This is a genomic window from Marinitoga sp. 1154 (assembly GCF_013363285.1).
In the GTDB taxonomy this organism is placed as follows: Bacteria; Thermotogota; Thermotogae; order Petrotogales; family Petrotogaceae; genus Marinitoga.
Map to the genome: position 1 here is coordinate 31,798 of NZ_LBFB01000007.1, position 14,018 is coordinate 45,815.

Sequence of the window (14,018 nt, forward strand, 5' to 3'; positions counted from 1 at the left end):
GATTTTTCGGGGATTTTTTTGTTTTTTTATACTAAATTATTTTTTATCCATTTTTTCATCTTTTTTTATTCTTTCTTTATACAATATATATTCCTGCTTTTTGTTCTTTTTAATATTTTTGCTACTTTTATTGTTGTCAGGTAAACAATTATTTTTTTGTAGTTGTTTGATGAATCAAGTCATCTCAAAGTTTTTTTGCCAATTATTTATAAAACATTTATAATATAAATTTAATAATTCTAATATAAAGATAATATATTGATATTTTTTTATAACATTTAGTAATTAAAATATAATAAAATATTAATATGTTATAAAATTTACTAATTATTAACTATAACTTTTTTTTTTTACTTTTTAAGTATATAATAATAATGTATTCATCCGGATGATGCAAATTTATCCAAGGAGGGGATTTTATGAATGCTGTATATTTATCTACAGGCACTGCAAATGGTTCGTATTATGCGGCAAATAATAACAAAATTCTGGGGAATGGAAATACATCTACTACAGTTGATGCTGGTAGTTATTCGGAGCGTTATAATAATACTATAACTATTCAGGGCACTGTACAAGGTATTCAAGGAACGGGCGGCGGCGGAACAGCTGATATTTTAAAACTAACACATAGATGAAGCATATTTTTAAATAGCTTTGAATCTTATAATAAGGAATTTTTATTATTACCACTATTTTATAATAAAAATAAAAAAGTTTTTTCCCCTACGCATTTTATTGCAAATTTTTATTTTTAAGGTGATAATATGAAAGATATTATTGACTATATTAATATGACTATATATATTTTAGGTTCTATATTTATAAAAAATTTATCTAAAATATATGATCTAAATACCTATTATAATTTTTTTAGCAACGGTTTTTATATAATATTTGTTATCGAATCGTTATTAATAATTTCATTTTTAAAGAAACCATCCATAAAAAATGAAATAAAAAAAACTTTTAAACTTAAAAAGTTTTATATTCCATTTTATATTATTCTTTTAATAATTATAGTTTATTTTTATTTAAAGTATTTTTTCATTAGAAAAGCTCTTTTTTTTACTTTGATTATTGGTGGCGTTAGTGAAGAATACTTTTTTAAAGCGTATCTTTTTAATTCGTTTAAAGAAAAAAAATACAATATTTTATTAATTTATATAGCTTTATCATTAGCCTTTACATTGTCTCACTATTCAATACAAACTTTTAAAATACCATATAATTTTAAACTTTTTGAATTTACATTTTTATATCAATTTTTCACATTGATTTTCTATACTTATATAAAAGATATATATATATTATCAGGAATTCATATAATAGTAAATCTTTTTTCGCTAAAATGAAGGAGGCTGTTTTCAATGAGGAAAAATCTTTTTTTAATTATTTTTATATTTATTTTACTTATACCCTCAATATATATAATAAAAAATACATCTGTAAAAAAAATGTATTCTTTTAAAAATCTTATTAATTCATCTTATATGTTTAAGGATAATAAAGGGAATATATATGTAGGATTTAGAAATAATAAATTATATTCATTTTCAAAAAATTTTAAAAAAAATTGGGAAAAAATTTTTGATTCAAACGTTTTAAGTTTTATACCTTTAGAAGATAAACTAATATTAACAACCAATAATTCTAATTTATATATGTTAAATTTAAAAGGTAAAGTTTTAAAAAAAATAAGTTTTGATTATAAGTTTATAATTTTAAAAGGGAAAATAACTGATAATAAATTTATAGTTTTATATCAAGATAAAAATTATTTACCATCATTAGGTGAAATGATTATTGAAAATTCTGGATATATTCAAATAAATGAGTTTTCTTTATATTTAGATACTTATATATCAGCTTATGAATACTTAAAAATATATCCTTTAAATAATAACGATTATTTTTATTTCAAGAAAACAAAAGATACTATTATCAAAGTTATCATATCTCATGATGAGGAAAAATTACCTTATGTGAAAAAGGTAATTCCTATAAAAACCGCTTTTATTATAAAAGATCCGAAATACATAAAATATGGGTTTCCTATTTATTACAACGAAAAAATTATTTTTAGCATAAACAATTTTTTTTATATTCAAAATACCAAAGATAAATCAGAAATATTTATAAATTTAGAAAATTATTATAAATTTAAAGATTATAAGCCGAAAATTAATTCGAATATTATTTATTATATTAACAATTCATATTTTACTACAAATTTTGGCGATTTATTTGAAGTTTCAATTAATAGTGGGAACGTTAAAAGATACAAAATAAAAGCTTATGGTGATAGCAGTTTAATAAAAAAATATGGAAACAAATTATATATTTTATCTGGAAATAATTTTATTATCTTTGACACAAAAGATAAAACTATTAAAAGAAAAGAGTTTGGTGATAGTTATTTTAATTTTGTCATTATTGATGAAAATAATATTATTTTAATAAATAATGGTTTAATGTCTAAATTATTAAATTTATAATTTAATAAAACAAATGCCCTTATATAAGGGCATTTGTTTTATTCTACAAGATATATTTTAGCTTCTCCAGGATTCAAATTCACATTAAGCCATGCGCCTTCATCCCATCTAAAATCACATTTTCTATAATTTTCCAGTAATAAACTAATTCTATGATTTCCTCGCCATGTATGATAACCTAAATCCACACCAAAAGATATTGCTTTATCAAAATTCAGATTAACAGGTATTAATAAGCCATTATTTCCATTCCAGTAAAAAATTGAAAATACTTTATCCATATGCTCAATATATCTATAATTGCTTATATTTGATATTAAATCAATATATTCTTTCTTTATCTTTCCAAGAACGGTTAGTAATCTAACCATATGTTTGTCCACATCCCAATGAAGGGCATAATAATCAAAAAATGCTAATTTCCCATAAAACGGATCTGTAGGTTTTAAATACTTATATCTCTCCTCTTCTGGTTTTTCAAAATCGAGCCCTAAATTCATAGGTTGTTTTTCAAAAATTTCACTTCCTGAATTTATAACGGTAATTCCATTTGGCATAAACGTATTTACAACTGCTGATAATTTTGAAAATAATTCTTTACCTTCTCTTGTTACAGCTCTTGGAGAATCTGGGGTTTCTGATGTCGCAAATGATGGGAGTTCTAAGTTTGGCATAATATCTCTAACAGTTTTTACAAACCAGCTTTCTTTATGTCTAGGCTCTGCCCACCATGTATTTCCTAAAATAGCATCATAACCACTTATTTTAGCTTTCTTATGATTGTCCATAGCTAATTCTTCAGCGATAATTGCAAATGACGGATCATAATTTTTTGCATTTGAAATGATTCTATGTTCTAATTCTTTAGGTAATGCATGCCCCATGTCGAGTCTTGCGCCATCTATGCCGAAGTTTTTCTGAAAATATGGCATAATATTGGAAATCATATCCCATAATTTCTCGTTTTTTTGCGTTCCGGGGAATTTACTTGATTTTACAACGTCATATAAAACATATGGTGGTTGTTTTTCAGGATTTTCCAGATATTTTTCAGCTTCTTTTGGATGGCTTAGATATAATCTCAAAAAAGTTACATCATCCCATGTTGGTTGTGGATCATTTATCCAATCAGAAAAACCAGGAACAGTAATAATTTTAAATTCTTTGACAATTTCTTCCAGAAAATCTGGGTTATTTTTATTAGCTTTTACAAAATTTTCCCATTTTTCGGGGTTTGTGATGTTAGGCGCCCATCTGAACTTTTTCAAATGCTTTTTTACATCAGCATTAGAGTATAAAATGGGAAGATTTTCTACAGATGGTTGTTCAAAATCAAGATTCTCAATTTTCGGGGGTTTGTATGAAGATAACTCTTTTATATCAATCCAATAAAACCAATCTGGATGTTCCAAAATTAGATTATTGTCTCTTGAGGCTGTCCTCGGAATAAAATCTAATATTATTCTCATCCCTAACATATGTGCAGCTTCAACGAAAGCAGAAAATTCTTCATCTGGAGTAAAACGTGTCAACAATGGGTCATGATAATCATTTTCAACATGATGAAAACTTTTTACTGCATAAGGAGAACCAACTTCACCTTTTTTAAATTTGTTGCTGGACTGTGTTATTGGTAATAAATAAATTGTATCAACATTGTATTGTTTTAAATATGGTAGTAAAGCTATCATTTTTAGAAAGGTGCCACTTTCTCTATATCCAAGATCATCATCGGGTTTAAAATAAGCAGAATTAATATCGTGCTGGTAAGCAGAGGTCATTCTAACATGAGCACTATATATAATTGATTTTTTTAACCACTGTGTTGTTTTTTCCTTTGTTATAAAAGATAAAGGTTTGGAATAATCATTATTTTCGTCTGCGTTGTTTAGTATTTTTTCTATTATTTTTGAAAAATATTCATATGGATTTACAACAAATGTTCTTCCTTTCAATCTTATATTTCCTTCATAATCATCTGGCATCCATCTTTTCGGAATAGCATAGTTTATTTTCCCCTTTTCGACTTTTGCGATGAGAAATTCATATAATTCCTTTAATTTTTTCATTGCTAAACCCTCCCGCCATAATATATAACCATAATGTATAAAAAAATGGCGGAGGCGGTGGGACTCGAACCCACACGAGGGTATAACCCTCACCGGTTTTCGAGACCGGCTCCTTAGCCAATTCGGAACACGCCTCCGTTCATTGTAATTATATTTTAACAGAAATAAGTTATTTAAATTTGAAGCTTTAATTAAATTTATTGTTCTATCAATGAAAAAATAGTATTATTTGTGCTCAAAAACCATAAATCGTCAAATTTAAACTTTGAAAAATTTTTCATATCTATTATAATATATTTTGTTTGAAAATTCAACTTTAAAAATTCAATATGCCGGGAGGTTTATTATGGAAGAAAAAGAAATTGTGTTAAAAAACAAACTCAGAGAACCATTTTTGTTTTTAATTATATCTTCTCTGATCTTTTTTCCTGTAATGAATTATATGGGATTAAGCAATTTTTTTAAAACATTGATGTCTACAGCGCATGATTTATTGTTAAATACTGTATTTTTTATAATGGCTGTTGCAGTTTTGACGAGCGCATTTGGTAATGTGTTATCAGAATTTGGTGTTGTATTCCTTTTAAATAAATTACTCTCCAAATTAATGAAACCATTATATAATCTCCCGGGAGCTTCTGCACTTGGAATTTTGACCACATATTTATCTGATAATCCTGCAATATTATCTCTAGCTCAGGATAAACAATTTACAAAATATTTTGAAAAGTGGCAAATTCCTTTATTATGTAATTTAGGGACATCTTTTGGTATGGGCTTAATTGTAACAACATTTATGATTGCACAATCATCTAATATGGGAGAAAATCTTTTTCTACCTGTATTATTAGGTAATTTTGGTGCTGTAATTGGTAGTGTTATTAGTGTAAGGATTTTTTCTATTTATACAAAAAAATATTATAAAGATTTTAAACATGTTCAGCATTTAGAGGATGTTGAATATTGGAATGCAACAAAAGGAAGTGTAATATCAAGGCTAATAGATGCTTTACTTGAAGGTGGTAAAACAGGTGTAGATTTAGGATTATCAATAATACCTGGAGTATTGATAATAAGTACTATTGTAATGATGTTTACCAATGGACCTAAAGATCCTTTAATTGGATATCAGGGATTACCATATGAAGGTGTCCCAATTTTGCAATGGATAGGATCAAAATTGGATTTTATTTTAAATTTTTTATTTGGATTCAAATCGCCTAAATTAATAGCTTTTCCATTAACCTCTTTAGGCTCAACTGGAGCAGCATTAGCTTTAATTCCAAAATTTATAGAAACAAATTCCATACATCCAAATGATATAGCTGTTTTAACCGCTATTGGAATGACCTGGAGCGGGTATCTTTCCACGCATATAGCAATGATGGATTCTTTAAAAGCGAGAAAACTTGCAAGTAAAGCAATCCTTTCACATACAATTGCTGGTATCATTGCAGGATTCATAACCCATTTATTATATATTCTTATTTTTTAATAATTATTCTTAAATACCACTGTTTTCATGAAAAAACTACCTTTTATTATTGTGATATAATAAAAGTGTGGAGATGAGCGACAGCTCAAAAGTTTTTTTAATTAAAATCCAATTTTTATTCTTATTACCCGCCGTAGCGTGAATAATTGCTTTGCAATTATTCAGAGGTTTTTTATTAATATCTATTTTAATCCTATAACCCGCTGTAAGCGTGTAACACCGGAGAAGAGCGACAGCTCAAAATTTTAATTAAAATCAAAAGTTTTTAATCCTATAACCCGCCGTAGGTTAAATAATTACACCGTAATTATTTAAGCGTTTTTTAATTTTTTAAAAATCAAAAAAAATTAAACCTATGCCCGCGGCAGCGTGTATATAGCTGTAAGCGTGTAACACCGGAGGTGACCCATGAGAAAAAAAATACCATACGGAGAACAAAATTTTGAAAGAGTAATAATGCAAAACTACTATTACATAGATAGAACAGAATATATAGAAAAATTAGAATCATTAAATGAAAAAAATATAGTGTTTTTAAGGCCAAGGAAATTTGGAAAAACATTGTTTTTAGATACACTTGCAAAGTATTATGATGTCAATTATGCAGAGAAATTTGAAAAATTATTTAAAGACTTATACATAGGAAAAAATCCAACATCGTTAAAAAACAGTTATTATATTTTAAAAATGAATTTTTCTGGAATACAAACAGAAAATAAAGAAAAATTAATAAAGAGTTTTAAAAATAAAGTTATACGTTCTCTTGATAATTTTAAAAATGATTATAAATTAAAAATAAAAATAGAAAAAGAACTAACAGAACCAGCAGATATTCTTGGTTCATTTCTTGACGGAATAAAGAATGAAATAAACAACCCAATATATTTACTAATAGACGAATACGATCACTTTGCAAATGAACTATTGAGTTTTAATCTTGATTTATTCAAAGATAGTGTAACAAAACATGGATTTGTAAGAAAATTCTATGAAGAAATAAAAAAAGGAACAGAAACAATAATAGAAAGATTATTCATGACAGGAGTAAGTCCAATAATGTTAGACTCATTAACCAGCGGATTTAATATAACTAAAAATAAAACAATAGATATAAAATTCAACGAGATGCTTGGATTCAAAGAAGCAGAAGTAAAAGAATTATTGGAATATTATGACATATATTCAGAAAAATTATTAAAAGAAATGCAAGAAAATTATAATGGATATATATTCAACATAAACGCAAAAGAAAAAGTATATAATCCTGACATGGTCTTTTATTTTATAACAGAATATTTTTCAGAAAAAAAACCACCAGAAAAAATAATAGACGACAACATAATGAGTGATTACAAAAAAGTACAAAATTTATTTAGCTTAGGAGAATTGCTTGGAGTAAAAATAGAAAAAGAAGCAACAAAAGAAGAAAGAGAAAAAGTAACCTCAAAAAGAATAATAGGGCAACTATTAAATGAAATATTACTAACAGGGAAAACAGAATTAACAGAACTCACAACAATGTTCAACCCAGGAAAAAGGATAGAAATAAAAGATATAAAATCATTATTATTCTATCTGGGATTCATGACATTTGAGAAAAAAGGAATAATAACATATCTAAAAATACCAAATTACTCAATGAAAAAAATATTCTCAGAATATTTCACAGAATACATAGAAGAAAAACTAACAGAATACATAGACCCAGAACCAATAGAAATAGCGGTAAGAAAGATACTATCAGATGGAGAAATAAAAAGCTTTGCAAAAGAAATAGAAAGCCTACTGAACAAAATGGACAACAGAATATTCATGGGATTAGATGAAAAATACATAAAAGCAATAATGTATAGTTATTTAGTATTAACGCCATATGCAATGGTAAAAATGGAATATCCAGTAGAAAATGGGTATATAGACATAGCAATGTTCAAAAGATACGAAGAAGTGCCATATGAAGCGATAATAGAAGTAAAATACATAAAACAAAAAGGATACACAGAAGAAAAATTAAAAATGAAAATAAAACAGGCAAAAGAACAAATAGAAAAATACAAGAAATCATATGAATTAAACTCAAAAAATGAAACGATGAAAAAGTATATAATTGTTTTTGTTGGAAAAGAAGCGAAGTATATTGAGGAAATAAACTAAAACTCCCGTTCTGGGAGTTTTTAATTTTAATGGTATTTAAATATTATAGGATTAATATTTCTATAATTTTCCATAGCATTTTCAGAATCATCAAAATCTGAATAAATAATTTTTTCATTTTCGATATCATAAATGTAATAATAATATTTTTTAAATCTTTGTTTTTTACTAAACTAATTATCTAAGAATAATTGTAAAATCTTCTTTGAGAATGAATTAAATTTTTCTTTCTATTACAGTAATCAAATTGTAACTTTAAATTTTCCACCTTCTCACATTTTGTTCAATATAATTCATGAAAAAATAGGTTTTTTATAGTATACTAAACTTGTGTATCCTTATGTTAATTCATTAAATATAGAATAGACCAAGCTCAAGTACAGATTGTAGCGAATAGAAAAGCTATAATCTGCAGTTATTTTGTTTTTAAAATAAAAATTTTTAATCCTCACCGGAGGTGTGCGTCAGCACGAAGATATAAAATAAGAAATAAAAAAATACCGAATCCTCACCGGAGGTGTGCGTCAGCACGAAGATATAAAATAAGAAATAAAAAAAATACCGAATCCTCACCGGAGGTGTGCACATGTTTGACAATCTTCAAAAAAAGCTATCGAAAGCGTTTAAGTCGTTAAAAGGGCAGGGTAAATTATCAGAAAAAAATATCAAAGATGCTGTTAGAGCAGTAAAAATGTCTTTATTAGAAGCTGATGTTAATTATAAAGTTGTTAAGGAATTTATAGAAAAAGTTAGAGAAAAGGCGCTTGGAAAAGAAGTTTTAGAAAGTTTAACGCCTGATCAGGAATTTATTAGAATAGTTAGAGACGAATTAATAGAATTAATGGGTGGAAATGAAAAAACGAAATTAAATATTTCTAAAAGACCTGGATATATAATGTTGGTAGGTCTTCAGGGAAGCGGTAAAACTACTCATGCAGCAAAATTGGCAAAGTATTTTAAAAAACAAGGAAAAGCTCCTTTGTTAGTTGCGGCAGATACATATAGACCAGCGGCAATTGATCAACTTGTTCAATTAGGGGAACAAATAGGAGTTCCAGTTTTTACAGGGGACAGAAAAAATGCTGTAAATATAGTAAAGGAAGCAATGGATTATGCAGAAAAATTGGTGCATGATATAGTTATTTTAGATACTGCTGGTAGATTACATATAGATGATCAAATGATGAAAGAACTTGAGGAAATAAAAAGAATAGCGCAACCAGAAGAGATTCTTATGGTTGTTGATGCAATGATAGGTCAGGATGCAGTAAATTCTGCGAAAGAATTTAATAATAGACTGGAATTAGATGGGTTCATAGTTACAAAACTTGATGGTGACGCACGTGGTGGTGTAATAATTTCAATTAGACAAATTACTCAAAAACCCATTAAATTTGTAGGTATTGGTGAAAAAGTTGATGATCTTGAGTTATTTTATCCTGAAAGATACGCAAGTAGAATTTTGGGTATGGGAGATGTGTTATCTCTTATTGAAAAAGTTGAGAGTGAAATAGATAAAGAAAAGGCAGAAGAATCTGCTAATAAGTTTTTAGAAGGTAAATTTGATTTTAACGACTTTTTAGAGCAAATACAGCAAATTAGGAAATTAGGACCACTGTCTAAAATACTAGAAATGATACCTGGTGTTCCAAAAGATGGAATAGATGTAAACAAAAGTGAAGCAGAATTGAAAAAAATAGAAGCTATAATTAATTCGATGACAAAAGAGGAAAGGCGAAAGCCGAGAATATTAAATTATTCAAGAAAACAAAGGATTTCAAAAGGTAGTGGAACGACATTGCAGGATATAAATAAATTGATAAAATCATACGAGCAAATGAAAAAAATGATGAAACAGGTAAAGAAAATGAAAAATAAAAAGTCTTTATTCGGAAAAATGCCATTTGGATTTTAATAAAAATATTAAATATAAACTAAAATTCTTAGGAGGTGTATTATTAGTATGGTAAAAATAAGATTAAACAGAATGGGAAGAAGGCATAGACCCTTTTATAGGATTGTGGTTGTTGATTCAAGAGAAAAAAGAAGTGGAAAGTATATAGAATCGTTGGGTTTTTATGATCCGCTAAGAGAAAATGATACTTTTCAGGTAAATGTTGAAAAAGCAGTTGAATGGATTTTAAAAGGTGCTCAACCTACTGATACAGCAAGAGATATTTTATCAAAAGCTGGAGTTATGAAAAGAGTTCATGAAATAAAATTTGAAAAGAAAGCGTAATGCCAGGAGGCATGTAAATGAAGAAATTATTAGAAAATATAATTAAAGGAATTGTTAAAAATCCGGAGTTAGTAAATATAGTGGAATATAAAAATGATAATGAAATAGTTTTTGAAATCCATGTAGATCCACACGATGTGGGACAAATTATTGGAAAAGATGGAAGAACTATAAAGTCTATAAATACTCTATTAACAGCAGCTAAGAAAGATGAAAGTACTAAATTTCTTTTAAAGGTAATAAGGTGATAAAATGAAGAGGTTAGACGACCTCTTGAAGGATAAGATAGCTATTGGAAAAATTTCCAATACACATGGTTTGAATGGAGAACTTAAACTTTTTCCTTATACTAGTGAGCAAAGAATTTTTGAAAATTTAAGTGATGTTTTGCTTTATAACCCAAAAACAAAACGTTTCTTATATGCAAAATTGGAATCAATAAGAAAAGCAAATAAGGTCTATATTGTGAAAATTTACGGTGTTGAAAATATATCTTCTGCTCAAAGATATAAAGATTTTATAATCTATATTTCTGAGAAAGATTTGCCAGATCTTGAAGAAACAGAATTTTATTATTTTCAATTGTTAAATAAAAAAGTTTTTTATGATGATGGTGCATATATTGGAAAAATAATTGATATTTTAGAAACCGGTGCAAATGATGTGATAGTCATTGAAAATGAAATAAATAAATTTGAAAAAGAAGAAATTCTTTATCCATTAATAAAAGAGAATGTGGTTAAATTCGATAAAAATGCTGATGATATTATTGTAAAAAGATTGGAATGGTATAATGATGATATCGAAGATAGAGATTGATGTCGTTACAATATTTCCTGAAATGTTTGAAGCCATAACAAAATTTGGGGTATTATCCAGAGCAATTAAAGAAAAAATTATATTGTTTAATGCACATAATTTGAGAGACTATACAAAAGATAAACACCGAGTTACAGATTTATATGCATATGGCGGTGGCCCAGGGATGGTTATGAAGGTAGAACCTTTTTATGAATTTTATGATGAGTATCTGAAAGAGAAAGGGAAAAAACCATATGTGATATTAACATCACCACAAGGGAAAAAATTTGATTCGTCAGATGCGGAAAGGCTTGCAAAAAAAGAAAATTTAGTATTTTTTTGCGGAAGATATGAAGGTATTGATGAACGAGTTATGAAGCTTGTTGATGAAGAGTTTTCTATAGGTGATTTTGTTGTTACAGGTGGAGAATTGCCTGCTATGTTAATGATAGATGCAATATCAAGATTTGTTCCTGGAGTAGTGGGAGATATTAATAGTGTAAAAAATGACTCATTTTATAATCAATTATTGGATCATCCACATTATACCAAGCCAAGAGAATTTAAAGGAATGAAGGTTCCGGATGTTTTATTAAGTGGAAATCATAAAAAGATAGATGAGTATCGTAGGAGAGAAAGTATAATGCGAACAATTTTAAAACGTCCGGATTTATTTATTAAACATGAGTTAGATGAATTTGATAAAAAGGTGATTGTTAATATAATCAGGGAGCTGATTTTAGATGAGAAATAATGTTTATATAGCATTGATACACTACCCAATATTAGGAAGAGAAGGGCAAATTATTTCAACTGCAATAACAAATTTGGATATTCATGATATTGCTCGTTCATCAAGAACATATAATATCAAGAATTATTATATAGTTTCTAATCTTCCAGCCCAGCAGCAAATAGTAAAAAATGTTTTAAAATATTGGACAGAAGGTTTTGGGAAAGAGTATAATCCAAATAGATATGATGCGTTATCTATTGCAAAATTAAAACCGTATCTGGAAGATGTTATTGAAGATATTGAGAAAAATGAAGGGAAAAAACCGAAGTTAATATTTACTTCTGCGAAAATCAGAGAAAGAACTCTGAGTTTTTCGGAGATTAATAAAATTATTGTTGAAAATGATGAACCACATTTAATTTTATTTGGAACAGGTTGGGGAATGCCAGAAGAAATAAGGGAAATTTGTGATTATGAATTAGAACCTATTAGAGGAAATGCGCAATTTAACCATTTATCAGTTAGAGCTGCGGTTGCGATTGCGTTGGATAGGCTTTTTGGAGAAAATTAATTAATATAAAATATTCTCAAGGAGGGTTTAACATGGATCAATATATTAGAGCCATTGAAAAAGAATATATACGAGAAGATATTCCAGAATTCAGACCTGGTGATACAGTAAAAGTATATGTAAAGGTTGTTGAAGGTGGTAGAGAAAGAGTACAGGCCTATGAAGGTATTGTTATAAAAATAAGAGGTGGCGGATTAGGAAAAACATTTACAGTTAGAAGAATTGGTGCAAATGGTGTAGGAGTAGAAAGAATATTCCCATTGCACTCACCATCGATTGAAAAAATACAGGTTGTAAGAAAAGGTAAAGTAAGAAGAGCAAAACTTTACTACTTAAGAAACATTAGAGGTAAGATTAAGATTAAGGAGAGAAGGGACTGAGCTTGAGTCTTAAATCTAAAATAAAAAAAGAAACGTATGAATGGATTAATGCTCTTGTTTATGCGGTGATTTTTGGAACAATAATAAGATTATTTGTTTTTGAAACAATGATGGTTCCAACACCTTCTATGGTACCAACCATACAGGTGTTGGATCGTTTGTTTATCGAAAAAATAACATATGATTATAGCAAGCCAAAATTAGGCGATATTATAGTCTTTTGGACACCTTTTGTTGACAAAAGTGCTCAAAAGCAACTTGGTGCATTTGATAAATTTATGGATTTATTTGCTCCGAAGAAATTTGATGGTCATGTGAAGTATGTAAAAAGATTAGTTGGTGTTCCTGGAGATACATTAGAATTAGTGCCAGATAGTAAAATATGGGAAAAATTAAAATCAGATAAAGATTTTACACCACCATATTGGTTAAAGAAAATCATAGATTATTATAATGGTGTGGAAAATGTTCCATCAAGTGTAAAAAATTCTGTAGCTCAATTATATGTAAATGGTAAGATACCAGAAGGATTTGAAAATAGATATTATTATATTGATGGGATTTTTGCTTCAAAAGACTATTATAAATTTATGGCATATCCAGAAAAATATAGTAGCGATATATATAGAGCTTATAGCGAAATAAGAAAACCTATGTTTGACCTTGGTGCTTTTAGATATTACAACAAAACACTGGATTATACAAAATATTATGAATCTGTTTTATCTAAATTGGATTTAAATAAAGTTTTTGTTGAAGAAAAAGGCAGAGTAAAAATTAATCTTCCTGATGGATTTTATTTTTTCATGGGAGATAATACAACTGAAAGTTTTGATAGCAGATATTTTGGAATAGTTCCAGAAGAAAATATAATAGGAAGACCTTTTTTAAGAATATGGCCGTATAATAGATTTGGATCTGTAAAATAACCAAAAACCGCCCAACAAAATTGGGCGGTTTAATATTGGCGGAGACGGTGGGACTCGAACCCACACGGGGCGTCAACCCCATCGGTTTTCAAGACCGACGCCTTAGCCAATTAGGCTACGTCTCCGAGAAGTATTATACCACATTA

The 14,018-nt window shown here is 27.8% G+C and carries 14 protein-coding genes and 2 tRNA genes; 13 read left to right on the forward strand and 3 right to left on the reverse strand.

Features of this window, described 5'->3' with window-relative positions:
* Window positions 1–419 precede the first annotated feature (419 nt).
* The 3 genes from XO12_RS04745 to XO12_RS04755 all read left to right on the forward strand — a co-directional run bounded on the left by XO12_RS04745 (window position 420) and on the right by XO12_RS04755 (window position 2,498).
* The gene (locus XO12_RS04745; RefSeq protein WP_047265365.1) at window positions 420–638 is read left to right on the forward strand and encodes a hypothetical protein; all 219 of its coding nucleotides are present in this window, start codon (window positions 420–422) and stop codon (window positions 636–638) included.
* A gap of 129 nt (window positions 639–767) precedes the next feature.
* A complete protein-coding gene (locus XO12_RS04750; RefSeq protein WP_047265364.1) occupies window positions 768–1,355 on the forward strand; it encodes a CPBP family glutamic-type intramembrane protease in 588 nt (195 codons plus the stop codon).
* A 15-nt stretch (window positions 1,356–1,370) separates the two neighbouring features.
* Window positions 1,371–2,498 carry a hypothetical protein gene (locus tag XO12_RS04755; protein ID WP_047265363.1) on the forward strand — a complete coding sequence of 376 codons (1,128 nt, stop codon included), beginning with the start codon at window positions 1,371–1,373 and terminating at the stop codon, window positions 2,496–2,498.
* Window positions 2,499–2,536: 38 nt separating this feature from the next.
* Here the strand turns inward: XO12_RS04755 and XO12_RS04760 are convergent, their stop codons facing one another.
* Together XO12_RS04760 and XO12_RS04765 are read right to left on the reverse strand one after the other, a co-directional pair.
* On the reverse strand, window positions 2,537–4,567 hold the full coding sequence (locus tag XO12_RS04760; protein ID WP_175419766.1) for an alpha-amylase family glycosyl hydrolase: 2,031 nt from the start codon (window positions 4,565–4,567) through the stop codon (window positions 2,537–2,539).
* Window positions 4,568–4,613: 46 nt separating this feature from the next.
* Window positions 4,614–4,704: transfer RNA gene (locus XO12_RS04765), tRNA-Ser, on the reverse strand.
* A 209-nt stretch (window positions 4,705–4,913) separates the two neighbouring features.
* Between XO12_RS04765 and XO12_RS04770 the strand changes: the two genes are divergently transcribed.
* From XO12_RS04770 to lepB, 10 genes are all read left to right on the forward strand, one after another.
* Window positions 4,914–6,062 (forward strand): hypothetical protein, encoded by a 1,149-nt coding sequence (locus tag XO12_RS04770; RefSeq protein ID WP_047265361.1) that lies wholly within the window; start codon window positions 4,914–4,916, stop codon window positions 6,060–6,062.
* Between the two features lie 408 nt (window positions 6,063–6,470).
* A complete protein-coding gene (locus XO12_RS04775; RefSeq protein ID WP_175419767.1) occupies window positions 6,471–8,216 on the forward strand; it encodes an AAA family ATPase in 1,746 nt (581 codons plus the stop codon).
* 586 nt (window positions 8,217–8,802) lie between these two features.
* Window positions 8,803–10,131, forward strand: a complete 1,329-nt coding sequence (ffh, locus tag XO12_RS04780) for a signal recognition particle protein (protein WP_047266116.1) — start codon at window positions 8,803–8,805, stop codon at window positions 10,129–10,131.
* A gap of 48 nt (window positions 10,132–10,179) precedes the next feature.
* On the forward strand, window positions 10,180–10,455 hold the full coding sequence (gene rpsP, locus XO12_RS04785; protein ID WP_047266117.1) for a 30S ribosomal protein S16: 276 nt from the start codon (window positions 10,180–10,182) through the stop codon (window positions 10,453–10,455).
* Window positions 10,456–10,472: 17 nt separating this feature from the next.
* Window positions 10,473–10,703 (forward strand): KH domain-containing protein, encoded by a 231-nt coding sequence (locus tag XO12_RS04790; RefSeq protein WP_047266118.1) that lies wholly within the window; start codon window positions 10,473–10,475, stop codon window positions 10,701–10,703.
* Between the two features lie 4 nt (window positions 10,704–10,707).
* A complete protein-coding gene (gene rimM, locus XO12_RS04795) occupies window positions 10,708–11,274 on the forward strand; it encodes a ribosome maturation factor RimM (RefSeq protein WP_047266119.1) in 567 nt (188 codons plus the stop codon).
* Complete coding sequence (trmD, locus tag XO12_RS04800; protein ID WP_047266196.1) at window positions 11,264–12,010, forward strand: tRNA (guanosine(37)-N1)-methyltransferase TrmD; 747 nt, start codon at window positions 11,264–11,266, stop codon at window positions 12,008–12,010. Before rimM ends, trmD begins: the two co-directional genes overlap by 11 nt.
* On the forward strand, window positions 12,000–12,563 hold the full coding sequence (locus tag XO12_RS04805; protein WP_047266120.1) for an RNA methyltransferase: 564 nt from the start codon (window positions 12,000–12,002) through the stop codon (window positions 12,561–12,563). Before trmD ends, XO12_RS04805 begins: the two co-directional genes overlap by 11 nt.
* 32 nt (window positions 12,564–12,595) lie before the next feature.
* On the forward strand, window positions 12,596–12,943 hold the full coding sequence (gene rplS, locus XO12_RS04810) for a 50S ribosomal protein L19 (RefSeq protein ID WP_047266121.1): 348 nt from the start codon (window positions 12,596–12,598) through the stop codon (window positions 12,941–12,943).
* A gap of 2 nt (window positions 12,944–12,945) precedes the next feature.
* Window positions 12,946–13,872 (forward strand): signal peptidase I, encoded by a 927-nt coding sequence (gene lepB, locus XO12_RS04815; protein ID WP_047266122.1) that lies wholly within the window; start codon window positions 12,946–12,948, stop codon window positions 13,870–13,872.
* Window positions 13,873–13,908: 36 nt separating this feature from the next.
* Here the strand turns inward: lepB and XO12_RS04820 are convergent.
* Window positions 13,909–13,997, reverse strand: a tRNA-Ser gene (locus XO12_RS04820).
* Between the last annotated feature and the right edge of the window lie 21 nt (window positions 13,998–14,018).